This is a genomic window from Streptomyces sp. SLBN-118, from assembly GCF_006715635.1.
Taxonomy (GTDB): Bacteria; Actinomycetota; Actinomycetes; order Streptomycetales; family Streptomycetaceae; genus Streptomyces.
This window is the reverse complement of the sequence record NZ_VFNP01000002.1, coordinates 1,295,843-1,319,647: the sequence shown is the minus strand read 5'-3', so window position 1 is coordinate 1,319,647 and position 23,805 is coordinate 1,295,843. Positions and strand designations below refer to the sequence as shown.

The window sequence follows — 23,805 nt, the reverse complement described above, 5'->3', positions numbered from 1 at the left end:
TGGTCGGCGACTGTACGCGTACGACTCTGCTCAGGGAGTTGCCCCAGGTCTGCGGCGGAACGCACGGGCGGGTGCTCTCTCCGTTGCTTGCCCGGTCAATTAAAGATCGCCTCACTGTCAGAGGCGGCGGGTAGGCTCGTGAGCAAGATGACCGAGGACCTCTCTCCCGCCGAGCGCTACGCCGCCGCCCGCATCCGCGCTGTCGAGGAAGCCACTGCGCTGGCCCCCTTCCGCGCGCTGTACGACTTCGAGCTGGACCCTTTCCAGATCGAAGCCTGTCAGACCCTGGAGGCGGGCAAGGGCGTGCTCGTCGCCGCGCCCACCGGCTCGGGCAAGACCATCGTCGGCGAATTCGCCGTCCATCTGGCCCTTCAGCAGGGCCGCAAGTGCTTCTACACCACGCCCATCAAGGCCCTGTCCAACCAGAAGTACGCCGACCTGGCCAAGCGTTACGGCTCGGAGAAGGTCGGCCTGCTCACCGGCGACAACAGCGTCAACTCCGAAGCGCCCGTGGTCGTGATGACCACCGAGGTGCTCCGCAACATGCTGTACGCGGGCTCGCAGTCGCTGCTCGGACTCGGCTATGTGGTCATGGACGAGGTGCACTACCTGTCCGACCGTTTCCGCGGGGCCGTGTGGGAGGAAGTGATCATTCACCTCCCCGAGTCGGTGACGCTGGTGTCCCTCTCGGCGACCGTGTCCAATGCCGAGGAGTTCGGCGACTGGCTGGACACCGTCCGCGGCGACACCGAGGTCATCGTCTCCGAGGAACGGCCCGTGCCGCTGTGGCAGCACGTCATGGCCGGCCGACGGATGTACGACCTCTTCGAGGAGGAGACCGACCACGGCGGCCGCGGCCCCGGCCGGCGCGAGGTCAACCCCGAACTCGCCCGTCTGGCACGGATGGAGAACCAGCGCACCTACAACCCCAAGGACCGCCGCCGCGGAAAGATGGTGCGTGAGGCGGACCGGGAGCGTGAGCGGCGTCAGCGCAGCCGGATCTGGACACCGGGACGGCCGGAGGTCATCGAGCGGCTGGACGCGGAAGGGCTGCTGCCCGCGATCACCTTCATCTTCAGCCGCGCCGCATGCGAAGCCGCCGTACAGCAGTGCCTCTATGCGGGACTGCGGCTGAACAACGACGAGGCGCGTGCGAGGGTGCGCGAAATCGTCGAGGAGCGGACCTCCGCCATTCCGTCCGAGGACCTTCATGTCCTTGGCTATTACGAGTGGTTGGAAGGACTCGAGCGGGGCATCGCCGCGCACCACGCGGGCATGCTGCCGACCTTCAAGGAGGTCGTCGAGGAGCTGTTCGTCCGCGGTCTGGTGAAGGCCGTCTTCGCCACTGAGACCCTGGCGCTCGGCATCAACATGCCGGCCCGCTCCGTGGTGTTGGAGAAGCTCGTCAAGTGGAACGGCGAGCAGCACGCCGACATCACCCCCGGTGAGTACACCCAGCTCACCGGACGCGCCGGTCGGCGCGGTATCGACGTCGAGGGCCATGCGGTCGTGCTGTGGCAGCGCGGCCTGGATCCCGTCGGGCTCGCCGGACTCGCGGGGACCCGCACCTACCCCCTGCGCTCCAGCTTCAAGCCCTCGTACAACATGGCCGTCAATCTTGTGCAGCAGTTCGGGCGGCACCGCTCGCGCGAGCTGCTCGAAACGTCGTTCGCGCAGTTCCAGGCGGACAAGTCCGTCGTCGGCATCTCCCGCCAGGTGCAGAAGAACGAAGAGGGACTTGAGGGCTACCGCCAGGGAATGACCTGCCACTTGGGGGACTTCGAGGAGTACGCGCGGCTGCGCCGCGACCTCAAGGACCGCGAGACGGAACTGGCCAAGCAGGGCGCGGCCCAGCGCCGGGCCGCGGCCGCCACGTCGCTGGAGAAGCTGAAGCCGGGCGACGTCATCCATGTCCCCACAGGCAAGTTCGCGGGGCTCGCGCTCGTCCTCGACCCGGGGATCCCGGCGGGACGCAGCAACGGCCACCGGGGATTCGAGCACCACGACGGCCCCCGTCCGCTGGTGCTCACCGCCGAACGGCAGGTCAAGCGGCTGGCGTCGATGGACTTCCCGGTGCCGGTGGAGCCGCTGGAGCGGATGCGGATCCCGAAGTCCTTCAACCCGCGCTCGCCGCAGTCGCGCCGCGACCTGGCATCCGCGCTGCGGACGAAGGCCGGGCACATAGAGCCCGAGCGGCACCGCAGGCACCGGGCCGCCGCGGCGGACGACCGTGAGATCGCACGGCTGCGGACGGAGTTGCGGGCACATCCGTGCCACGGCTGCGACGAGCGCGAGGATCATGCGCGCTGGGCCGAGCGGTACCACCGGCTCCAGCGTGACACCCGCCAGCTGGAGCGTCGTATCGACGGCCGGACGAACACCATCGCCCGCACCTTCGACCGGATCGTGGCGTTGCTGACCGAGCTGGACTATCTGCGCGCCGACGAGGTCACCGAGCACGGCAAGCGGCTCGCCCGGCTGTACGGGGAGCTGGATCTGCTGGCGAGCGAGTGCCTGCGCGACGGCGTGTGGGAGGGCCTCAACCCGGCCGAACTGGCCGCGTGTGTCTCGGCGTTGGTCTATGAGGCGCGTCAGTCGGACGACGCCGTCGCACCGAAGGTCCCGGCGGGGAGGGCCAAGGCCGCGCTCGGCGAGATGGTCCACATCTGGGGCCGGCTCGACGCGCTGGAGGAAGAGTTCAAGATCAACCAGGCGGAGGGTGTCGGGCAGCGCGAGCCGGATCTCGGCTTCGCCTGGGCCGCGCACCAGTGGGCCTCGGACCGGACGCTGGACGAGGTGCTGCGCGAGGCGGAGATGCCCGCGGGTGACTTCGTACGGTGGACGAAGCAGGTCATTGACGTGCTCGGGCAGATCGCGGCCGCGGCGCCGCGCGAGGGCAGTACGGTGGCGAAGAACGCGCGCAAGGCGGTCGACGCGCTGCTGCGGGGAGTCGTGGCGTACAGCTCGGTCGGCTGAGCGGGACAACAGCCCGTCGGCCCCGTAGCGACAGCGCGTCGGCCCCGCTCACCGCCTTCGGGCGGCGAACGGGGCCGACGCGCGTATCCGGCGGCGACACGGGGCCGTCGGCGCCCGGTCAGGCTCCCCAGAACGCGTCCTCTTCGTCGATGTCCTCGGTGCACCCGTCGATGTCGGTGATCTTGCCGCCGACGATCGTGAAGAAGAGTCCCTGGCGGATCTCGATGCCACGGTCGCCCCGGTCGGCCCGGGCCAGGTGGAGTGACATGGCGTGCCCGCGCCCGTCGGCGAGCACTGCTTCGAGTTCGACCTGCATGGAGCCGTTGGTCTCCTCGCCCAGGCGGCGGTACATCGCGAGAACCGCGTCGCGGCCCTTGTGGTGCCCGGAGAGGATGTTGTTTCCGGGCACATGGTGGACGACGTCCGCCGTCATCAGAGAGCCGAGTGTCTTCATGTCACCCGCTCCGAACGCTGCGTAACCCCGGCGTACCAGGGCGCTGTCCGGATGCTCAGCCATAGCGAATCACACCTTCCGTCCCTATAACTTCCCCTTTGCTCCATGTTCCGCCGGGTCTGGAGGGCTGTCCACGCAGGGGGTTGCCGTCTGCGGAGGGCGAGCACGACGGTGAGCGCGCCGCGGCCTTCCAGGCCCTGCCCTCCCAGATCTCGGCCTCGATCCACCAGCCGCTCTTGTTCACCGGTGGGCGGCCAGGGGGCGTGCCGGGTGTGTGCGACGATCGGGCCCATGAGCACCACCACTGGACGACGGGTCGGCAGGCCGCGCGCGACGCAGCGGCCGGACAGCGGGATGTCCGCACGAGACGAACTCCTGCTGGCTGCCGCCGAGTTGTTCACAAAGCGCGGATACGCGGCGACGACGACGCGGGCGGTCGCCGAGAGCGCGGGCATGCGGCAGGCGACGATGTACCACTACTTCACCGGCAAGGAAGACCTGCTGGCGGAGCTCCTCGAGTCGACGGTCACGCCCTCCCTGACCCTCGCGCGCCGGCTGCTCGCGGACGACGGGCGCCGGGCGGAGGACCGGCTGTGGGAGCTGTGCCGATCGGACGTGGAACTGCTGTGCCAGGGCCCGCACAACCTCGGCGCGCTGTACCTGCTGCCGGAGGTGCAGGGCGAACGCTTCCAGCGCTTCCACGGCGTACGGGCGGACCTGAAGGCGGCGTACGGGCAACTGCTGGCGGCGACGGGGGCGGGTTCGCAACTCTCACGCCTGGAGCGCGCCCTGCGCACGGACGTGGTGTTCGGCCTGATCGAGGGCGTCATCCTGATCCACAGGGGCGCGCCGGGCCGAGCGGTGTCGGGCCTGGCCGGCGCCATGGCGGACGCGGCGCTTCGGATAGTCGGGGCGGAGCGGGCGGAGCGGGCGGCCGCCAGGCCATAGGCCGGGGCCGCCATCGCCACCGGCCGTCAGGGGCCGGGCCGACCGTCAATCAGCAGGCCGCGAAAGAACCGTCCGGAGCACCAATCCGGGGCCGCCCCCGCGCCGAATGCCCACTGAGGACGGCGCCACCGTCGCCATGTCCAGTGGAGTCCGGCTCCCCAGGAGGGTGTGAATTGAGCGTGTCCCTGTCCCCGGCATCCTGGTCCCAGGCCCGGCGCACCGCGCCCGTCGACGCACGCCGTTGGCCCGATGTGGCAAGCCCACCCCGGTGCTCCCGACTGCGCACGGCCACCGCGGGACGACGGGTGCGGCACGCGCTCGGCACGCTTCCGCTACAGGTGCGCCTGGGACGCGGCGACACGCTCGGCCGCGGCGGACCCCTGATGGAGGTGCGCGATCCGGCCGCCTTCGTCCGCAGGATCGGCTCCGTCGGCTCCGTCGGCTTCGGCGAGTCGTACATGGCGGGTGAGTGGGAGTCCCGCGATCTCGTCGGCGTGCTGAGCGTGCTCGCCGAGCACGAGGCCGCCCTCGTTCCCGGGCCGGTCCGGCGGGCGCGCGAAGCACGTGCGCCACACCCGTCCGACGGGCGCCCGCGACCGTACCCCTCCGGCGAGCTGTCAGCGCTCTTCCTCGACGAGACGCTGACGTACTCCTCCGCGCTCTTCCGGGGCTTCCCGGCCGAGCAGCATCTGCTCGCGGCGGCACAGCACCGCAAGACCGACCGGCTGCTCGACCTCGCCCGGGTCGGCCAGGGCACCCAGCTCCTCGAACTCGGCACCGGATCGGGTGAGTCGGCCATCAGGGCGGCGCAGCGCGGCGCGCGGGTGCTGGCGGTCGCCCAGTCGTCCGAGCAGCAGGACCTCGCACAGCAGCGCATCCGTGACGCGGGCTACGAGGGTCGCGTGACCGTCCTGCTGCGCGACTTCCGCAGGGTGCTCGGCCGGTTCGACGCGATCGTCAGCGTGGAGATGATCGAGACCGTCGGGGAGGAGCGCTGGGCGGAGTACTTCATGACGCTCGACCGAGTGCTCGCGCCGGGCGGACGCGTAGCCCTGCAGACGAGTACCGCGCCGCACAGCCGGCTGCTTGCCTCGCGTGGCACCCGCACCTGGTCCCAGAAGTACATACAGCCCGGGCCGCTGCCGTCGACCGAGGCGATCGAGCACATCGTCACCCGCCGCACCGGGCTGAGCCTCGCCGGACGGGACAGCTTCGGCCCGCACTACGCCGAGACGCTGCGGCTGTGGCGCGAACGCTTCACGCACCATGCCGACCGTGCCGAGGCCCTCGGCTTCGACGAGACCTTCCGCCGGATGTGGACCTTCCATCTCGCCGACGCGGAGGCGGGCTTCCGGTCCGGGAGGCTGGATGTCCAGCAACTGCTGCTGACCAAGCAGGAGTTGTCCGAATAGGCCGAGGATCAGCCGGGTGAGCGGCGAAGGCCGCGAGCCCGCTCGAACCGTGCCCGCCCCTCCGCATGGTCCACCAGCGGATCCGGGTAGTCCAGCCGGGCCCGCCGGAGCCCGTCCAGTTTCCACGGCTCGTGGACGACGGGCCCGGCCAGCTCCGCGAGCTCCGGCACCCAGCGCCGGACATAGTCGCCGTCCGGGTCGCAGCGCTTCGCCTGCGCGGACGGATTGAGGACACGATTTGGGCGGGTGTCGGTCCCGGTGCCCGCTGCCCACTGCCAGTTGAGCTGGTTGTTGGCGATGTCCCCGTCCACCAGGAGCTCCAGGAAGTGACGGGCGCCGACGCGCCAGTCCACGTACAGCGTCTTGGTGAGATAGCTCGCCGCCAGCAGCCGCGCCCGGTTGTGCATCCAGCCCTCGTGCAGCAGCTGCCGCATCGCAGCGTCCACGATCGGGCAGCCCGTGCGGCCCTCCTTCCAGGCGGCGATCTCCTTCTCGTCGCCGCGCCACTGGTCGTCGCGTCCGCGATAGTCGGCGCGGGAAGCGTCCGGCCGTGCGGCGAGGACCTGATGGTTGAAGTCCCGCCAGGCCAGCTGCCGTACGAACGCGTCCGCGCCCGGACCGCCCCTGGCGCGGGCCCGTTGCACGACCTCGGTGGCCGACAGCGTGCCGAAGTGGAGGTGCGGGGACAGCCGGGAGGTGGCATCGCCCGGCAGGTCGTTGTGCCGCCTGTCGTACGCCGCGATGCCGTGGCTCTCGTCTGCGAGCCAGGTCCGCAGCCGCCGTCTTGCCTCCGTCTCTCCGCCGAGCGCCAGTCCCGGCGACACCTCGCCGACAGCGGTGCGCCGGGGCATGGGGTGGCCCGCGAGTTCGGGAACCGGCACGGCGCGCGGAGCGGGCAGCGTCCCTCGCGGTCCGATGTCCTGCCACCTGCGGAAGTACGGCGTGAACACCCGGAAGTGATTGCTCTCGGCCGGTGTCACCCGCCCCGGCGGCACTGCGGTCACCACCCCGTCGTGGACATGCAGGGCGCACCGGAGCGCGCCCAGCCCTTCCCGCAACCGCTCCTCCCGGCGCAGCGCGTACGCGCTGACGCCGCCCGCGACATGCACCGAACGGGCGCCGCTCTCGGTGACCACCCGGCAGACCTGCTCGGTGACATCGCCGGTACGGATCACCAGCCGGCCGCCGCGCTCGCGCAGCCCGGCGTCCAGCGCGTGCAGGCAGTCGGCCAGAAACGCCCGCCGGTTGGGCGCGTCGAAGCCCGCCTTCCGTATCCCCCTGTCCAGTACGAACAGCGGCACGATCTCGTCGGCCTCGCGCAGCGCGGCGCTCAGCGCCGGCTGGTCGTGAAGTCGCAGATCGGAGGTGAAGAGCATGACCGCTACGCTCATGCGGCGACCTTCCTCGGACAGGGCGTCAGGCAGACATCGGACGAGGCATCACGTCGGGAACTGCACCAGGGCCAGCGGATCGGTCGTCGGCTGGGGCGAGCCACCGGCCGGTTCGACCGTGATCCCCAGGCCCGACGCGGAGTCCACCGGCCCGTCCATCAGTACCGCGTTGCTGGTGGCGGCCGGGTCCATCAGACCGGCCGAGCGCATCTTCCCTCCGTCGGAGAACCAGAGTTGGTAGACCTTGCCCTGCGGCGGCCTGGGCAGCCCCGAGGTCAGGAAAGCCGCCTTGTTCTCGCTCTGCGAGACCACGACCGTGCCGCGTGCCCCGCCCGTGAGCTTCGCGCTGCTCACCCGGGCGTCGGGCGCGGCGAGCACCGAAGCCAGCTCCGCGGTCCGCTGCTCTGCGCGCCGTGCCTCCTGGCGGGCGTCCTGGGCCTCCTGGTACTGCCAGAACGAGACACCGCCGAACGCGGCGGCCGCGGCCAGACAGGCGGCCAGGACGAAGCGCGACATCTTCCGGCTGCGGTGGGCGCCACCGGAGCGGCCCTGCCGCACGACCCGGGGCGGATCCTGGCGCTCGGCGGCGATCCGCCGCAGCACCTGCTGCTTCAGTGCGGGCGGCGGCGTGATGGCCACCGCGAGGCCCAGCTTGCCGACGGTGGCGGCCAGTTCACGCACCTCCTGGGCACAGGCAGGACACACCAGCAAGTGCCGCTCGAACTCGGCACGCTCTTCGGGCGACAGCGCGTGCAGCACATAGGCGCCCGTCAGCGTGTGCAGATCAGCGGTGGTCATGCGCTCACCCCCAGGCAGTCGCGCAGCCGGATGAGCCCGTCACGCAGTCGTGTCTTGACCGTGCCGAGCGGCACGGCCAGCAGTTCGGCCACTTCGCGGTAGGCCAGCCCGCGGTAGTACGCCAGCGTCACCGACTGCCGTTGCAGCTCGGTGAGGGTGCGCAGACAGCGCCGTACCTGTTCGCGCTCAAGCCGGGCCTCGACCTGTTCGGTGACCTCGTCGTAGGCGGGCGTCTGGTCCAGCAGCGCCGCCCTGCGCTCCCGGTCGGTGGCTGCCTGGGCCGAGCGGACCCGGTCCACGGCCCGTCTGTGCGCGAGTGTCAGGATCCAGGTCATCGCCGATCCGCGGGACGGCTGGAAACGCGCCGCGCTGCGCCAGACCTCGATCAGCACTTCCTGGGTCACCTCCTCGGACTGGGCCGGGTCGCGCAACACGGCGCGCACCAGCCCCAGGACCGGACCGCAAACAGCGTCGTACAGGCGGGAGAAGGCCTGCTGGTCGCCGCGGGCGACCAGTCCGAGCAGCTGTTGCAGATCGGGTCCCGCCGGGGCGGATCCGCCGATGTGTACGGCTTCTTTCACGCGGCTTTCCTCCACTGTGCGGGCATGTAGTCCGGACAGGATTTCATCAGGCATTCGGAGCCTGTGGGGCGGTGGATTGGTCGAGATGCGCAGATGGTTGCACGCATGGCCCGGGAAGCCCTTGCAAGTTCGCGATATGTCGTGGTTGACGAGTGTGACTCGCGATATGTTCGTCCACGAGTATTCGTGGCCGAGGTGATCGGAATGGCGGCCAAGCGGCGCAGGCCCGGCAACCCGCTGGCACTCGTGGCGGTGTATCTGGAACTGCGGGCGGAGGGGAACCGGACGCATCTCACCGGGGCACTCGCGCCGCTGCCGGGCATCCGAGTCCTCGTGGAAGGCCGCCGCGTCAGTGTCCGCGCAGACGACGGAGCCGCCGCCGTGCCCGTACTGCTCGGCGTCCTGGAGCGGGCGGGATCCGCCGTCGCCGCGGCGACCGTCGCCCGGCCCTCGCTCGACGACGTCTGTCTGCGGTACGCGGGGCGCCGCTTCGCAGAAGCCGAGTCGGAGTCCTCGGCGCAGCCGGCCGACACCCGGGAGGAGTCCGCCTTCGCCGCCGCTGGAGGCACCCGATGAGCACCACCAGAAGTCCGTCCAGCAACCCCTCCACTGCTGGAACGTGCCCTAGTACGACGCCGGTTGTACGACCCGGTCCCCGGCTCCTGTCGCGGACCGGGCCTTCGCCGCGCGCAGCGCCAGGAAGATCAGCAGTCCGATCGGTGAGAGCAGGATCGTCAGTACCAGGAGCGGGCCCATTACCAGCGGGTGGATCCCCAGCCGGCGCGCCTGGAGGAACATCCACTGGCCCAGCAGCAGATCCCAGGCGATGACCTGAGCCCAAAGGGCTCCCGCGCCGTTCGCGAGGGCTGCCAGATCCCGGAATCCGTCGAGGGACGGGCTGCTCACGGCCGCCCACAGTTCGGGGAAGACGGGAATTGCCATGGTCAGGTAGACCGCCAGGATCGGGAGGACGGTCAGCGGCGATGCGGCGATCCTCGCCGTGGGACGCCAGTTGGGGACGAAGATCATCAGCAGCCATAGGGGGGCGGCCAGACAGAAGGTCAGGTCGAAGAGAAATCCGGTCATGTCACGAGCTCCTTGTGAGTGTTGTCTGCCGTACGGGACAGGGGCGTTGTGCGCAGTGCGAGGAGTGATCCGGCCACCGCGGCGAGGAGGATCGCGGCTGCGGCGGCGAGCGTCTCGCCATCCGGGTGGATCAGGGCCTGGCCGCGAAGCGCCTGCCAGGTGACCAGGGCGACCACCGCGGCGTACGCCCCGCCGGCCACGAGCACCAGCCGCAGGCGTACGCGCTCGTCCCGAAGCCGGGCGAAGTGCGGCGCCAGAGAGATGAGAGCGAGCAGGAACAGGGGGATGAGCTGAAGGGCGTGCATCCCGACGAAGTGCGGGATGCGCAGATCACCGCCGGTCGTCGACCAGCCTGTGATCGGCATGGAGGGGCCGCCCTCCGGAACGCCGACGTTGTGGGAACCGATGACCTTGGCGAGTTCGCCTTCCGCGCGCTGTTGTGCGGTGGGACGCGTCATCAGGTTGCCGAGTCCTGCGCCCACCACGGCGATGGCCGCGCCGAGCCGCATGGCCCAGGCGGCCGGACGGTCGGCGAGGGGTGAGCGGAAGAGCAGGAACGCGATCACCATCGAGCTCACCCAGAGCGTGATGGTGGTGGCGCCCATGATGTTGAACAGGAGGGTGTCGAAGGCGGTTGCGTAGTTGAAATGGCTGCGTTTGCCGCGGATCACCTGACCGGTGATGATCACCATCTCGATGGTCCCGGCCAGGGCGACGACCGTTCCGGCCCACCAGCCCACCCGTCGGCCGCGGGTGGCCATCGACAGCATCCAGGCCAGCGCCGGCGCGTAGATCATCAGCGAGATCGAGAACTTGAAGGGCTTGAACCAGATCGGCGAGCCGACCAGGATCCGGTCGTCGACGATCATGCCGATGCCCGACACGACCGTCAGTACGGCCATCGACGCGGCGAAGACCATGAGCGGCCGGTGCCAGGAACGCCATGAAGGCATGCGGATCTCCCTCCGTCGAACAGAATGGATAGTGACGCCATCTGCTATCCGGTAGTGAGACTATCTAGGATGGGGTGTCGCGTGGCAAGGGCGGAAGGATGAACGGGCAGTGCGCATTGGCGAGTTGAGTCGCAGAACTGGCGTTCCGGTACCGACGATCAAGTACTACATACGCGAAGGTCTGCTGCCCGCAGGGCAGTTGACCAGCCCCAATCAGGCGAGCTACGACGAAGCGCACGAACGCAGGCTTCGGCTGATCCGCGCGCTCCTGGATGTAGGAGGGCTGAAAGTCGCGGCCATTGCCGAGGTCCTCACGGCCGTGGACAACCCCGGCACGTCGGTTCACAAGGTGCTGGGCGTGGCGACCGACCTCATCGTCCCGAGATACGCGGGCGGGGAGCCTGACGCGGCACTGGAGGCGGCCCGCAAGGAGGTTCGCGACCTGATTGCCCGGCGCGGCTGGCTGGCGGACGACTGTTCTCCCGCCGGCGAGGCGCTCGCCGTGGCGCTGGCTGCTCTGAACAGGGCCGGCCACGGCGCCTTCGCCGAGGTCCTGGACGCCTACGCGGACGCCGCCGAGCAGATTGCCCGGGCCGACCTCGCCTATGTCGCCCGGCTCGCCGGCCTGGACGACCTGGTGGAGAGCGCGGTCGTCGGCACCGTGCTCGGGGACAGCCTGATCGCCTCACTGCGCAGGCTCGCTCAGGCGGACGGCTCGGCTCGCGTGTACGAGGACGACGAGCCGGGGGCGGAAGGCGAGGACTCCGGCGACAAGACCCAGGCGGACGGCGAGGCCACGGAGGACGGCGAGGCCCGGGCGGACTTCAGGGCCCACGGCGGACTCAAGTCCCGGGCGGGCCGCGGGACTTCCGCCCACGACAAGACCCCCGGCTGAAGCAGCCGAGGGTCCGTGAGGCGGCGGGTGTCAGGCCGCCCGGTCCTGCTCGCGCTCCACCTGCTCGTTCCACTCGCGCTTGACCGCGCGCCATGCCTCGTCGCTCTGGCCGAGCCGCCAGTAGCCCGAAATGGACAACATCTCGCGCGGGATCTGCCGGTCCAGGCGCAGATGGCGGCGCAACTCCTTCACGAATGCCGCCTCGCCGTGGACGAACGCGCAGACGTCGCCCCCGGGGAAGTCCAGCGTCTTCACCGCCGTGATCAGCGACTCGCCCGCCGGGGCGGTGCCGCGGTGCACCCAGGTGATTTCGACACCGTCCGGAGTGACGATCTTCTGCTCCTCCTCCGGGCCGGCGACCTCGACGAGGGCGTGGACGACCGCGCCCGACGGCATCCGCTCCAGGGCCACGGCGATCGCGGGCAGCGCGGACTCGTCGCCCACCAGCAGATGCCAGTCGGCCTCCGGCGCCGGGGCGTAGCCGCCGCCCGGGCCCGTGATGCGCATGATGTCGCCCACCTGCGCCCGCGCCGCCCAGGGACCGGCAAGGCCTTCGTCGCCGTGCACCACGAAGTCGATCGCGAGCTCGAGGAGGACCGGATCCCAGCTCCGTACGGTGTACGTGCGGTTGGCCGGCCACTGCTCGCGCGGGAACTCCTCACGGATGCGCTCGAGGTCGAACGGCTCCGGGTAGGTCACCCCGTCGGGCGCGAACAGCAGCTTGACGTAGTGATCGGTGTGGGCGCCGAGCGCGAAACCTGCCAGCCCCTCGCCGCCCAGGACGACGCGCACCATGTGCGGGGTGACGCGCTCGGTGCGCACCACCCGCGCTTCGTACGGCTTGGGTGCCCTGCGGGCGGGTCGTTCTGCCACGGCGGTCTCCCTGGGCTGGTGCGTGCTTAGGTTTGCCTAAGTTAACACCTCAGCCGTGCAGTGTGGACAGCAGACGCTGAAGCGCTCCACCCAGGCCCCAGCGCGCCGCGAGCTCATCGAGGGTGGCCGGATCACGCGGCTCGGCGGGCAGGGCCGGGTCGAAGTCGGGCAGCGGCACGTCCGAGGCGACCCGCACCACCGTGGGCGCGACCGCGACATAGTCCCTGGCCTCGTCCAGCCGCTTGCGCTGCGCGGGCGTCAGCTTGGCGCGCGGATCGTCGACAGCGGCCATGATCCCGGCCAGATCGCCGAAGGCGTCCAGCAGCTTGGCCGCGGTCTTCTCGCCGATCCCGGGCACGCCGGGCAGCCCGTCGCTCGGGTCGCCCCGCAGCAGCGCGAGATCGACATAGCCCGGGCCGTCCACGCCGTACTTCTCGCGAAGCCACGCCTCGTCCGTCACCTGAAGTGTGCCGACGCCCTTCAACGGATACAGCACCCGCCTGTGGCGCGTGTCGTCCACCAGCTGGAAGAGGTCCCGGTCGCCGGTGACGATGTCCACCGGCCCGGTGGCCCGCCCGGTGAGGGTGCCGATGACGTCGTCCGCCTCATAGCCGTCGGCTCCCACCCGGGCGATGCCCAGCGCGTCGAGGACATCCTCGATCACCGGGACCTGGGGGGAGAGGGTGTCCGGGATCTCCTCCGCGTCGGGGCCCGTCTCCGTCTCGACGGCGACGCGATGCGCCTTGTACGAGGGGATCAGCTCCACCCGCCAGTGCGGCCGCCAGTCGTTGTCCCAGCAGGCCACCAGGTCGTCGGGGCGATGGTCCTGGACCAGCCGCGCGATGAAGTCGAGCAGCCCGCGCACGGCGTTGACCGGGGTGCCGTCGGGGGCCCGGACCGAGTCGGGGACGCCGAAGTAGGCGCGGAAGTACAGGGAAGCGGTGTCGAGGAGCATCAGGCGTCGCGTCACAATCCTGATGATGCCGCACGGCACCGACAGCCACTGTGTCCCGGGGGCCGCGGCCGCTAGCTCGAGGATTTCATGAGCCGTGGTGGAGCGTTCGAGCGCGGACGAGATCGGTCCGCAGTAGCCTGCAGTACGCACAAGGGGTGGTCCTCGCCGGTGGCGGGGGGCCACCCCTTCGGGCTGTCCCTCCGGCGGCGACCCCGCGTGCACCCGTGCGCAGGGGCTTGCGCGGGAAACCGGAGCCGGAAGCTGCGTAAGGTGAAGAACGGAGAGGGCCATGGGAAGGGGAGCCCGGCAGATGGACGCGAAGGACGCGAAGGACCCGAAGGAGACCGAACCCCTTCGGGTGGGCGCCGCTGTGCGCCGGCGCCGCCGCGCCCTGGATCTCACGCTCGCCGCAGTCGCGGAGCGCAGCGGCCTCTCCGTGCCCTTCCTCAGCCAGATCGAGAATGAGCGGGCCCGCCCCAGCACCCGCTCGCTCCAGCGGGTCGCCGACGCCCTGGAGACGACGACCGCACGGCTGCTCGCCGCCTCCGACGCCGCCCGCACCATCAAGGTGGTGCGCGCCCCGCACGGTGGTGAGCTGCCGCCGACCCCGATGACCCGTCGGCTGGTACGGGGGCAGCATCAGCTGCAGGCCCTCGAATTCACCGGGGAGCAGGACGCCGGGCGCGAGTTCGAGCACCGCAACGACGAGCTGATGTATGTCGCCGACGGCGCGGTGGAGGTCGAGGCGGAAGGCCGCGCCTACCGCCTTGTACGGGGCGACACGCTCTTCCTCTCCGGAGGCGTACGGCACCGGTGGCGCGCGACCGCACCCGACACCCGGATCATCGTCGTCACGGTCTCCGACCACATCGCGACGCCGGAGCAGTAGGAAGCCCTTATGCGCGTCGTCTCCCTGGTGCCCTCGCTGACCGAGGCCGTGGCCGTCAGCGCGCCCGGGCTGCTGGTGGGGGCCACGGACTGGTGCAGCCACCCCGCCGGGCTCGATGTCGTACGAATCGGAGGCACCAAGAACCCGGATGTGGCCGCGGTGATCCGGCTACGCCCCGATCTGGTGATCGCCAACGAGGAGGAGAACCGGGCGCCCGATCTGGCCGCGCTCAGGGCGGCGGGCCTGAAGGTGCTCGAAACAGAGATACGCGATCTGGACCAGGCATTCCGCGAACTGGAGCGGGTCCTGGTGACCGGGTGCGACCTGCCGCGGCCGCGCTGGCTGGACGAAGCGCGGGAGGCGTGGGCCGGCCTCGCGCCGCCGGGGGAGGTGCGGGCGGTCGTGCCCGTCTGGCGGCGGCCGTGGATGGTGCTCGGGCGCGACACCTTCGCCGGTGATCTGCTGGCCCGCCTCGGCGTCGGGAATGTGTACGCGGGACACGCCGAGCGGTATCCCCGTATCCCGCTGGACGAGTTGCGTGACTGCGGCGCCCAGTTGGCGGTCCTGCCGGACGAGCCGTACCGCTTCACGGCGGACGACGGGCCCGAGGCCTTTCCCTCGCTGCCGGCCGCGCTGGTCAGCGGCCGGCATCTCACCTGGTACGGGCCGTCACTGGCCGAGGCGCCGGCGGTTCTCGGTGCCGCGCTGAGGCGAGCGCACGGCTCGCTGTAGCCGCCTTTGTGCCTGCGGTCCGTCTGTGGTCCGTCTCCGGTCCGTCCGGATTCCGTCGGACGGCCCAGGGGCGTTCGTCACCACTCGCTGTAACCATGTGGTGGACATAGCGTGGCAGGCAAGCTGGTTTTGGACGTGAATCGAGGAGCTGAGATGGCAGTTCTGGTGCAGAACTACGGCGCGGGCTGGAACGAGGAGTTGTACCAGGCGACCTTCGACCGGGCGATCCCGGACCGTACGAAGCCTCCCGCCGGGCTCATCGCCCACCTCGCGGCGCCCGGCGAGAACGGTGGCTGGCAGGTAGTCGACGTATGGGAGTCGGAAGTCGCGTTCCGGCAGTTCATCGAAGCGGCGCTCATGCCGGTGGCACAGGAACTCGGAGCGCCGCCCTTCGACACGTCGGTGGTGGAGCTGTACAACTCTCTGATCCCGTAGCTACCTCTGCGCCGGCGGCGCGAGCAGCGCACCGCGCAACAGGCCGCGCAGCGTACGCGAGCCGGTCACCGCCCAGGCGGTGACCAGGAGGACGTACAGGCAGGCGGCGAGCCATTCGAGGGCCACCAGGCCGGTGTGGTGGGCGAGTCCCTCCGCGCCGGTCACGCAGGTGCCGACCGGGAAGGTGAAGGCCCACCAGCTCATCGTGAACGGCATGCCCTTCCGGGCCGCTCGCACCACCATCGCGGCGGCGAGTACCAGCCACATCAGAGCGAAGCCCAGCACCGGCACGCCGTAGATCACGGCGAAAGCGCCGAAGCCCTGGGCGTACTGAGCGCCGATCGCGGCCGGAGCCACGTCCCCGAGCTTGTTGACCGCCGTCGTGGACTGGCCGAGCGGGCCGAGCACCAGGAAGAGGGTGGGGGTGAGGGCGAGGGGCAGGGCGCCGTGCTGGATCAGCCGGGAGAAGACCACCGGCAGGATGATGAGCGTCGCCAGCAGGCTGATCCCGAACATCGCATAGCTCGCGAACAGCAGCGACTCGCGCCACTGTCCGGCGGGCAGGTGCGGCACGAGCAGCGGGCCGAGTGACGCGGAGACCATGGGCGGGACGACCGGCAGCAGCCAGACGGGTGAGGCGGTGGCGGGCGCGACGCGGCGGCGGACAACCATCAGATACGGGACGACGACGGCGGCGGCCAGCCCGATGAGCGTGCCCGCGCCGAACAGCGTCGCCGCCGTTGCCACCGCGGCTCTCTCACCGATCGCGTCGCGCCCCACGGTCAGGGTGCCGATGCCGACCGCCAGCAGTGCCATCGACAGACAGCCGTAGAACGGCGCGACGGCCGGGTCGGCCAGGTGGGCGCGGGCCTGGTCGCGGTGGTGGGCCCAGTGGGCGGCCCGGGCGGTCAGCACGACGGCGAGCATCGCGGCGGACAGCGCCCACACCGCGGTGCAGGCGGTCCGCAGGCCCGGCACAGCGACCGGAAGGCCGGCGCCCGCGCTCGCGACGATGGCTGTGCCCATGACCGTCGCGTACCAATGGGGGCCGAAATGGCGGAGCGAGGGCAGCCGGACGGTGGTGCGGGCGGGCGCTGTGGAGTGGGTGCGGGGCTGCACGGCTGTGACCATGTACCCACTGTCGAGTCGGCCCGGGCTCCCCACCACGGACCATGGCCCTATGGCCCCATAAGCTGGGTTTATGAGCGATGGGGATGAAGAGCGGGTTCCGCTCGCGCACCGGGTGCCGGATCTGGGTGCGCTGGAGCTGCTGCTGGCGGTCGCCCGGCACGGCAGCCTCGGGCGTGCGGCACGTGAGCTCGGAATCACCCAGCCCGCTGCCAGCAGCCGGATCCGCTCGATGGAACGCCAACTGGGAGTGGCGCTCGTCGACCGGTCCCCGCGAGGCTCCCGGCTCACGGACGCGGGGGCGCTCGTAACCGACTGGGCGCGGCGGGTCGTGGAGGCGGCCGAGGCGTTCGACGCGGGGGCGCAGGCGCTGCGGGGGCGGCGGGATTCGCGGCTGCGGGTCGCTGCCTCGATGACCATCGCGGAGTATCTGCTGCCGGGCTGGCTGATCGCACTCCGTGCCGAGCGGCCCGGCACGGCGGTGTCGCTGTCGGCCGGGAACTCCGCGGCGGTCGCGCAAGGGCTGCTTGCGGGTGAGGCGGACCTGGGGTTCGTCGAGGGCCTGTCCGTGCCGGAAGGGCTGGACGGGGCGGTGATCGGCCACGACCGGCTCGTGGTGGTGGCGGCGCCGGGCCATGCGTGGGCGAGGCGCCGTGCGCCGCTCGCTGCCTCCGAACTGGCGGCGACCCCGCTGATCCTGCGGGAGCGGGGGTCGGGGACTCGGCAGGTCCTCGACTCGGCCCTGAGCGGGTGCGGGGGGCTGGCGGAGCCACTGCTTGAACTCGCCTCGACGACGGCGGTCAAAGCGGCGGCGGTGAGCGGGGCGGGGCCGGCGGTGCTGAGCGAACTGGCCGTCACGGAGGAACTGGCGTCGCGCCGCCTGACGCGCATCCCGCTGGAGGAAGGGGTCGACCTGCGGCGGGCCCTTCGCGCGGTCTGGCCGACGTCACACCGGCCGTCGGGCCCGGCGAGGGATTTGCTCACGCTGACGAGGTCGGGATGAGCGAGCGGTTGGGGGTTCGGGGCTGAGCGGTGCCGCGGGGGTGGCGGGTTCGGGGCTGAGCGGTGCCGCGGGGGTGGCGGGTTCGGGGTGCGGGCTGGAGGTTGCGCGGTGCGGCGACCGTTTGGCGCCTTGGCCGGGTTGCCCAGTGCCGCGGGGGTGGCGGGTTCGGGGTGCGGGTGCGGGGTTGCCCGGCGCCGCACGGGCAGCCGGTCCGAGGCTCGGGGCCGGGGGTTGCCCGGTGCCGCGTGCGCGCCGTTTGGGGGCCGCTCCGGGGTAGAGCCGGGACTGCATGATTTACGGCGCGTCTCTGGTCTGCCGCGAGGTACAGGCGTCCCCGCGCCACAAATCACGCTCTACGTCCCGACTCCACCCGCTCCGCGGCCCCCTTCGGGGGTGAGGCTCGTCGGTCCTTCGCGCCGCAAGGCAGGACGTGGCGGGTCCCCGCGCGCCACGCCCCCGCCGTCGAACCGCGCCCGTGAGGAACTACCTCGCCGCGCCCACCAGCGCCGACATCACCCGTACGTCCTCCCCCGCCTCCGGATGCCACTGCACCCCCAGCACCCACCCCGCCCCCTGGAGCTCCGCCGCCTCCACCGTGCCGTCCTCCGCGTGGGCGCTTGCCGTGAGCGCCGTTGCGAGGCGGTCCACCGACTGGTGGTGGTAGGTCGGGACGGACGTCGCCTCCGGCACGATCGAGGCGTACAGCGTTCCCGGTACCGGCTCGACCGTGTGGCGGCCGAAGACACCCACGCCCCCGACGTGCCCGTCCAGGTGCTGGACCAGCGTCCCGCCGAGCTCCACGTTCAGCAGTTGAAGGCCACGGCAGATCCCGAGGAGTGGGGTTCCGGCCGCCAGCGCCGCCCGGATCAGGGCGAGTTCCCAGGCGTCCCGGTCCCGCACCGGTGGGCCCGTGCGCGGGTCGGGCTCGGCTCCGTACCGTACGGGCTCGACGTCCGCGCCGCCCGCGATGACCAGGCCGTCCAGCCGGGCCACGACCGACTCGGCCGAGGCCGGGTCGTCCGGCGGGAGCAGTGCAGCGAGGCCGCCCGCCGCCTGAACGAGGCGGGAGTATCCGGCGGGCAGGACAGCCGCGGGCATCTTCCACACGCCCCAGGCGGCCGGTTCGAGGTAGGTGGTGACACCGATGAGCGGCTTGGACACTGCGACTCCGTTCCGTTCCGGTCCTGTTCAGTTGCGCTCGAGTTCGGCCTCCGCCGCCGCCAGGGCCGCGAACTCCTCCTCCGGCGCACGAGCGACCAGATGATGCCGACTGTAGATGGCGAAGTAGGCCAGAGCGACGCCGTAGACGCCGAGCGCGATGAACGCCGCGTCCTTGTCCACCAGGAACGTCGCCACCAGCGCGGAGAGCGCCAGTACGAAGGCCACCGAGGAGGTCAGCACACCTCCCGGCGTGCGGTAGGGGCGCGCAAGGCCCGGCTCGCGACGGCGCAGGACGATGTGCGAGAGCGCCATCAGCGCGTACGAGATCGTGGCGCCGAAGACCGCGATGTTGAGCATCCGCGCGCCGTTCCCGGTCCCCGCCGCCAGCGCGAAGCCGATCGCCCCGGGGATCAGCAGCCCGAGGTACGGCGACTTGCGGCGGCTGGTGAGGGAGAGGAAGCGGGGGAGGTAGCCCGCGCGGGAGAGCGCGAAGAGCTGGCGCGAGCCCGCGTAGATGAGCGAGAAGAAGGACGCGACCAGGCCGGCCAGGCCGGCGTAGTTGACGAAGCGGCTGAGCGGGGTCGGGGCGCCGTTGCCCTGGAGGGCGACGACCAGCGGGTTTCCGGCCTCCTGGATTGCGTTGGAGCCGCGCGCTCCTGTCGAGGCGAAGAACGTGAGCACGGCGAGCAGGACGAGGATTCCCATCGAGATGGCGAGTGCCCGCGGCATCGAGCGCACCGGGTCCTTCGCCTCCTCGGCCGCCAGCGGTACGCCCTCGACGCCCAGGAAGAACCACATGCCGAAGGGGAACGCCGCCCAGATGCCCAGCAGCCCGAACGGCAGCCAGGAACCCGAGCCGAGGGCGTCCTTGTCGACGGGGATGTCGTCCAGATTGCCCGCGCTGAAGTCCGTGAAGGCGCCCACCGCGAAGATCAGCAGGGCCGCGACCGCGATCGCCGTCACGATGAGGCTGAAGCGCAGCGCCTCACCGACGCCCCACAGATGGATTCCGATGAAGATCGCGAAGCAGGCGAGATGGACGGGCCAGCCGGACTCCAGGCCGAACAGCCCGAGCGATTCGACGTAATCGCCGATGAAGATGGAGATCGCGGCGGGGGCGAGGATGTACTCGATGAGGATCGCGGTGCCGGTGAGGAACCCGCCCCAGGTGCCGAGCGCCCGCCGGGCGAAGCCGTAGCCGCCGCCCGCCGTGGGAAGGATCGCCGACAGCTCGGCGAGTGCGAACACGAGACAGGCGTACATCACGCCCATCAGGAGGGTCGCGATCGCGAGCCCGCCGAAGCCGCCCTTGGCAAGGCCGATGTTCCAGCCGGAGAAGTCCCCGGAGACGACATAGGCGACGCCGAGGCCGGTGAGCAGCAGCCAGCCGGCGCTGCCGCGGCGCAGCGTGCGGGCCTTGAGGTAGGCGTCGTCGGCTGGGGAGGAGTCGCGTGTGGTGGTGCCCTGGGCCATGAGTCGCTCCTGGCAGGCAGAGGTTAAAGGTTTGTGCGGACACCATTGCGGTAGCCGTCGGGAATGCGCAAGACCCGCGCGTAAACCTGTGGTGACGGATCGGCCGACGGCATGTGTCAGGACAGGAAGCCGCGCAGCAGCGCCGCGGTCCCCTCGCAGTGCTCCCGCATCACCTCGCGCGCTCCGTCCGCATCCCCGTCCACAACCGCCTCGACCAGGGCGGTGTGCTGGTGCTGGGAGTGCTCCAGATTGCGTACGAGCAGCGGAATGCAGTCCAACAGCTCATTCAGCGTCGCCCGCACGGCGGCGTACTGGGCGGTCAGCGTGGGTGAGCCGGAGAGCTCGGCGAGGGTCAGGTGCAGCAGGGTGTCCTGGCGCCGGTACTCGGTGAGTGGCGCGTCGTGCGTCGCGATGAGCGCCGTACGCAGCCGGTCCGCGCCCTCGTCGGTCAGGCCGTGCGCGGCGCACAGTCCGGCGGCCCCCACCTCCAGGACCTCGCGGAATCGCAGGGTGTCCTCGACGTCCACCGCCGCGACGCGCCTGCGCAGCTCGTCCTCGCCGTGGGCGTCGGGGCGGTGCAGCACGAACGTGCCGCCGTACCGGCCGCGCCTGCTCTCCACGAGACCCTGGTCGCTCAGGACCTTCAGGACCTCGCGCAGTGTGACCCGGCTGATCCCCATCCGCTCGGCGAGCTCACGTTCCGCGGGCAGCCGCTCGCCGCCCGGGACGAGGCCGAGGCGCAGCAGCTGAAGAATCTGTTCCAGCGCCTCTTCGAAGCCGTTGCCCGCGCGTACGGTGCGCAGTACGGGTGTCAGCCGGTCGCCCGCATCGTTCTTCTTCACCACGTCGCCGTTTCCTCTTCCCAGGCAATGGTCTTGGGTAATACCTTATGGCTTCCGGCTGACCCAAGGAGGCGTAATCCCGTGGCAGACCGCAAACCCCCGCTCGGGGTCGAGGAGCTTCGCGCCCTCGTAGCGAGCGGTGAGATTGACACAGTCGTCCTGGCCTTCCCCGACATGCAAGGGCGGCTCCAGGGCAAGCGGTTCGCCGCATCCTTCTTCCTGGACGAGGTCCTGGAACACGGCACCGAGGGCTGCAACTACCTCCTCGCCGTCGACACCGAGATGAACACCGTCGACGGCTACGAGATGTCCTCGTGGGACCGCGGCTACGGCGACTTCGCCATGCACCCCGACCTCACCACACTGCGTCGGGTCCCCTGGAACCAGGGCACCGCTCTGCTCGTGGCCGACCTCGCCTGGAACGACGGCTCACCCGTCGTCGCCGCGCCCCGCCAGGTCCTGCGCCGCCAGCTGGAGCGCCTCGCCGAACACGGCTTCAGCGCGCATGTGGGCACGGAGCTGGAGTTCATCGTCTTCAAGGACACCTACGAGCAGGCCTGGGACCGCAACTACCGCGATCTCACCCCGGCCAACCAGTACAACATCGACTACTCCGTCCTCGGCACCGGCCGTATCGAGCCGCTGCTGCGCCGGATCCGCAACGAGATGGCCGCGGCCGGCCTCACCGTCGAGTCCGCCAAGGGCGAGTGCAACCCCGGCCAGCACGAGATCGCGTTCAAGTACGACGAGGCCCTGGTCACCTGCGACCAGCACGCCGTCTACAAGACCGGCTCGAAGGAGATCGCCGCCCAGGAGGGCGTCTCGCTCACCTTCATGGCCAAGTACAACGAGCGCGAGGGCAACTCCTGCCACATCCACCTCTCGCTCCAGGACGCGGAGGGCCGCAATGTGATGGCGGGCGCAGGACCCGGCGGAATGTCGCAGGTCATGCGGCACTTCCTGGCCGGACAGCTGGCCGCGCTGCGTGACTTCTCGCTCCTGTACGCGCCCAACATCAACTCCTACAAGCGCTTCCAGCCGGGCTCCTTCGCACCCACCGCCGTCGCCTGGGGCCACGACAACCGCACCTGTGCGCTCCGTGTCGTCGGCCACGGCCGCTCGACGCGCTTCGAGAACCGGCTGCCGGGCGGCGACGTCAACCCGCACCTGGCCGTGGCCGGACTCGTCGCCGCCGGTCTGTACGGCATCGAGCAGCAGCTGGAACTCCCCGACGAGTGCACCGGTAACGCCTACACCGCCGGATACGAACAGGTCCCCACCACGCTGCGCGAAGCCGCCGAACTCTGGGAGAACAGCCCCATCGCCAAGGCCGCGTTCGGTGACGAAGTCGTCGCGCACTACCGCAACATGGCGCGGATCGAACTCCAGGCCTTCGACGCCGCGGTGACCGACTGGGAGCTGCGCCGCTCCTTCGAACGCCTGTGAGGAACCACGTGTCGTACGAGCTGAAGGTACTGAACCCGGCGACGGAGGAAGTCGTCGCGAGCGTCCCCGCGACGACGGCCGCCGAGGTCGGTGCCGCCGTCGCCCGGGCCGCCAAGGCGCAGCAGGCATGGGCGGCGGCCGCACCCGCCGACCGGGCCAGGCTGCTGCGCCGTTTCGCCGTCGTCGTCGACGAACACCTCGAGGAACTTGCCCGGTTGGAGGTCCGCGAGGCCGGACACACCATCGGCAACGCCCGCTGGGAAGCGGGCAACGTCCGCGATCTCCTCGATTTCGCGGCCGGGGGAGTGGAGCGCCTCAGCGGCCGCCAGATTCCCGTAGCGGGCGGCCTCGACATCACGATCCTCGAACCGCTCGGCGTCATCGGGGTGATCGCGCCCTGGAACTTCCCCATGCCGATCGCCGCCTGGGGCACGGCCCCCGCCCTGGCGGCCGGTAACGCCGTCCTGCTCAAGCCAGCCGAGACGACCCCGCTGACCGCCCTGCGGCTTGCCGAACTCGCCCTGGAGGCAGGCCTTCCCGAGGATCTGTTCCAAGTATTGCCCGGCGCGGGCGACGTGGCGGGCAGCGCGCTCGTCGAGCACCCCGCGGTCGCGAAGATCGTGTTCACCGGCTCGACCCGGGTCGGCAAGAGCATTATGGCCAGGTGTGCCGAGCGCGTGAAGCGTGTGACGCTCGAACTTGGTGGCAAGAGCCCCAACATCGTCTTCGCCGACTCCGACATCGAGGCCGCAGCCGCCGCGACCCCCATGTCCTTCCTGGACAACAGCGGCCAGGACTGCTGCGCCCGCACCCGCATCCTGGTGCAGCGTTCGGTGTACGACCGCTTCCTGGAGCTTCTCGCGCCCGCGATCGAGTCCGTCGTGGTCGGCGATCCGGCGGACGAGAAGACCCAGATGGGTCCCCTGATCTCCCGGGTTCAGCTGGACCGGGTGCGTTCGTACGTCACGGACGAGCTGAAGGGGATCCGCGGCACCGCCCCCGAAGGCCCCGGCTTCTGGTTCCCGCCGACCGTTCTCACCGGCCTCGCGCCGGACGCCCCCGCGGCCTGCGAGGAGGTCTTCGGCCCCGTCGCCGTGGTCCTCCCCTTCGAGGACGAGGCCGACGCGATCCGGCTCGCCAACTCCACCGAGTACGGCCTGTCGGGATCGATCTGGACCCGCGACATCGGCCGCGCGATCCGTCTCTCACGTGCCGTCGCAGCCGGAAATCTGTCGGTCAACTCCCACTCCAGCGTCCGCTACTGGACACCGTTCGGCGGCTACAAGCAGTCCGGCCTCGGCCGTGAACTGGGCCCCGACGCCCTCACCGCCTTCACCGAAACCAAGAACGTCTTCATCAGCACGGAGGCCTGAA

The 23,805-nt window shown here is 70.8% G+C and carries 22 protein-coding genes and 1 pseudogene; 11 read left to right on the top strand and 12 right to left on the bottom strand.

From position 1 onward, the window contains the following. Positions 1 to 147 precede the first annotated feature (147 nt). Positions 148 to 2,976: an RNA helicase gene (locus FBY35_RS24625; protein ID WP_142218143.1), complete on the top strand. Its 2,829-nt coding sequence runs from the start codon at positions 148 to 150 to the stop codon at positions 2,974 to 2,976. Between the two features lie 118 nt (positions 2,977 to 3,094). Here the strand turns inward: FBY35_RS24625 and FBY35_RS24620 are convergent, their stop codons facing one another. Next, positions 3,095 to 3,493 (bottom strand): nuclear transport factor 2 family protein, encoded by a 399-nt coding sequence (locus tag FBY35_RS24620; protein ID WP_142216160.1) that lies wholly within the window; start codon positions 3,491 to 3,493, stop codon positions 3,095 to 3,097. A gap of 228 nt (positions 3,494 to 3,721) precedes the next feature. On the opposite strand from FBY35_RS24620, the gene FBY35_RS24615 reads away from it, so the two are divergent. Together FBY35_RS24615 and FBY35_RS24610 are read left to right on the top strand one after the other, a co-directional pair. Continuing rightward, the gene (locus tag FBY35_RS24615) at positions 3,722 to 4,378 is read left to right on the top strand and encodes a TetR/AcrR family transcriptional regulator (RefSeq protein ID WP_142216159.1); all 657 of its coding nucleotides are present in this window, start codon (positions 3,722 to 3,724) and stop codon (positions 4,376 to 4,378) included. A gap of 173 nt (positions 4,379 to 4,551) precedes the next feature. Further along, entirely contained in the window at positions 4,552 to 5,790 is a 1,239-nt protein-coding gene (locus FBY35_RS24610; protein ID WP_399208795.1) for a cyclopropane-fatty-acyl-phospholipid synthase family protein, read from the top strand. 8 nt (positions 5,791 to 5,798) lie between these two features. On the opposite strand, the gene FBY35_RS24605 is transcribed toward FBY35_RS24610, so the two are convergent. Genes FBY35_RS24605 through FBY35_RS24595 form a run of 3 tightly spaced genes read right to left on the bottom strand, consistent with a single transcriptional unit; the run spans position 5,799 to position 8,560 of the window. Next, positions 5,799 to 7,181 (bottom strand): deoxyribodipyrimidine photo-lyase, encoded by a 1,383-nt coding sequence (locus tag FBY35_RS24605; protein ID WP_142216158.1) that lies wholly within the window; start codon positions 7,179 to 7,181, stop codon positions 5,799 to 5,801. Between the two features lie 48 nt (positions 7,182 to 7,229). Further along, positions 7,230 to 7,979 (bottom strand): anti-sigma factor domain-containing protein, encoded by a 750-nt coding sequence (locus tag FBY35_RS24600; RefSeq protein WP_142216157.1) that lies wholly within the window; start codon positions 7,977 to 7,979, stop codon positions 7,230 to 7,232. Then, positions 7,976 to 8,560: a sigma-70 family RNA polymerase sigma factor gene (locus FBY35_RS24595; RefSeq protein WP_142216156.1), complete on the bottom strand. Its 585-nt coding sequence runs from the start codon at positions 8,558 to 8,560 to the stop codon at positions 7,976 to 7,978. Before FBY35_RS24595 ends, FBY35_RS24600 begins: the two co-directional genes overlap by 4 nt. Before the next feature lie 249 nt (positions 8,561 to 8,809). On the opposite strand from FBY35_RS24595, the pseudogene FBY35_RS24590 reads away from it, so the two are divergent. After that, positions 8,810 to 9,136 (top strand): annotated as a pseudogene (locus FBY35_RS24590) (ABC transporter); the annotation flags it as partial. Between the two features lie 48 nt (positions 9,137 to 9,184). Here the strand turns inward: FBY35_RS24590 and FBY35_RS24585 are convergent. Together FBY35_RS24585 and FBY35_RS24580 are read right to left on the bottom strand one after the other, a co-directional pair. Next, positions 9,185 to 9,646, bottom strand: a complete 462-nt coding sequence (locus FBY35_RS24585; protein WP_142216155.1) for an ABA4-like family protein — start codon at positions 9,644 to 9,646, stop codon at positions 9,185 to 9,187. Beyond that, on the bottom strand, positions 9,643 to 10,599 hold the full coding sequence (locus tag FBY35_RS24580) for a hypothetical protein (RefSeq protein WP_142216154.1): 957 nt from the start codon (positions 10,597 to 10,599) through the stop codon (positions 9,643 to 9,645). Before FBY35_RS24580 ends, FBY35_RS24585 begins: the two co-directional genes overlap by 4 nt. Before the next feature lie 124 nt (positions 10,600 to 10,723). Here FBY35_RS24580 and FBY35_RS24575 point away from each other — a divergent pair, with 124 nt between their 5' ends. Beyond that, a complete protein-coding gene (locus tag FBY35_RS24575; protein ID WP_399208790.1) occupies positions 10,724 to 11,494 on the top strand; it encodes a MerR family transcriptional regulator in 771 nt (256 codons plus the stop codon). 30 nt (positions 11,495 to 11,524) lie between these two features. Here FBY35_RS24575 and FBY35_RS24570 read toward each other — a convergent pair whose 3' ends face one another. After that, positions 11,525 to 12,367 (bottom strand): siderophore-interacting protein, encoded by an 843-nt coding sequence (locus FBY35_RS24570; protein WP_142216152.1) that lies wholly within the window; start codon positions 12,365 to 12,367, stop codon positions 11,525 to 11,527. Between the two features lie 49 nt (positions 12,368 to 12,416). Beyond that, entirely contained in the window at positions 12,417 to 13,322 is a 906-nt protein-coding gene (locus tag FBY35_RS24565) for a 5'-3' exonuclease (RefSeq protein WP_142218141.1), read from the bottom strand. A 310-nt stretch (positions 13,323 to 13,632) separates the two neighbouring features. On the opposite strand from FBY35_RS24565, the gene FBY35_RS24560 reads away from it, so the two are divergent. The 3 genes from FBY35_RS24560 (at position 13,633) to FBY35_RS24550 (ending at position 15,378) form a co-directional block, all read left to right on the top strand. Beyond that, on the top strand, positions 13,633 to 14,211 hold the full coding sequence (locus tag FBY35_RS24560; RefSeq protein WP_142218140.1) for a helix-turn-helix domain-containing protein: 579 nt from the start codon (positions 13,633 to 13,635) through the stop codon (positions 14,209 to 14,211). Positions 14,212 to 14,220: 9 nt separating this feature from the next. Next, positions 14,221 to 14,943: a helical backbone metal receptor gene (locus tag FBY35_RS24555; RefSeq protein ID WP_142216151.1), complete on the top strand. Its 723-nt coding sequence runs from the start codon at positions 14,221 to 14,223 to the stop codon at positions 14,941 to 14,943. A 153-nt stretch (positions 14,944 to 15,096) separates the two neighbouring features. Then, positions 15,097 to 15,378 (top strand): hypothetical protein, encoded by a 282-nt coding sequence (locus tag FBY35_RS24550; protein WP_142216150.1) that lies wholly within the window; start codon positions 15,097 to 15,099, stop codon positions 15,376 to 15,378. On the opposite strand, the gene FBY35_RS24545 is transcribed toward FBY35_RS24550, so the two are convergent. Then, positions 15,379 to 16,509, bottom strand: coding sequence for a TDT family transporter (locus FBY35_RS24545; RefSeq protein WP_142216149.1), 1,131 nt, complete (start codon positions 16,507 to 16,509; stop codon positions 15,379 to 15,381). Between the two features lie 70 nt (positions 16,510 to 16,579). Between FBY35_RS24545 and FBY35_RS24540 the strand changes: the two genes are divergently transcribed. Then, a complete protein-coding gene (locus tag FBY35_RS24540) occupies positions 16,580 to 17,509 on the top strand; it encodes a LysR family transcriptional regulator (RefSeq protein WP_142216148.1) in 930 nt (309 codons plus the stop codon). A 483-nt stretch (positions 17,510 to 17,992) separates the two neighbouring features. Here FBY35_RS24540 and FBY35_RS24535 read toward each other — a convergent pair whose 3' ends face one another. The 3 genes from FBY35_RS24535 to FBY35_RS24525 all read right to left on the bottom strand — a co-directional run bounded on the left by FBY35_RS24535 (position 17,993) and on the right by FBY35_RS24525 (position 20,988). After that, positions 17,993 to 18,670, bottom strand: coding sequence for a gamma-glutamyl-gamma-aminobutyrate hydrolase family protein (locus tag FBY35_RS24535; protein WP_142216147.1), 678 nt, complete (start codon positions 18,668 to 18,670; stop codon positions 17,993 to 17,995). Between the two features lie 27 nt (positions 18,671 to 18,697). Continuing rightward, positions 18,698 to 20,143: an ethanolamine permease gene (eat, locus tag FBY35_RS24530; RefSeq protein WP_142216146.1), complete on the bottom strand. Its 1,446-nt coding sequence runs from the start codon at positions 20,141 to 20,143 to the stop codon at positions 18,698 to 18,700. A 116-nt stretch (positions 20,144 to 20,259) separates the two neighbouring features. Then, positions 20,260 to 20,988 carry a FadR/GntR family transcriptional regulator gene (locus FBY35_RS24525; RefSeq protein ID WP_142216145.1) on the bottom strand — a complete coding sequence of 243 codons (729 nt, stop codon included), beginning with the start codon at positions 20,986 to 20,988 and terminating at the stop codon, positions 20,260 to 20,262. Positions 20,989 to 21,066: 78 nt separating this feature from the next. Between FBY35_RS24525 and FBY35_RS24520 the strand changes: the two genes are divergently transcribed. After that, a complete protein-coding gene (locus tag FBY35_RS24520) occupies positions 21,067 to 22,431 on the top strand; it encodes a glutamine synthetase family protein (RefSeq protein ID WP_142216144.1) in 1,365 nt (454 codons plus the stop codon). An 8-nt stretch (positions 22,432 to 22,439) separates the two neighbouring features. After that, complete coding sequence (locus FBY35_RS24515; RefSeq protein ID WP_142216143.1) at positions 22,440 to 23,804, top strand: aldehyde dehydrogenase; 1,365 nt, start codon at positions 22,440 to 22,442, stop codon at positions 23,802 to 23,804. Position 23,805 lies beyond the last annotated feature (1 nt).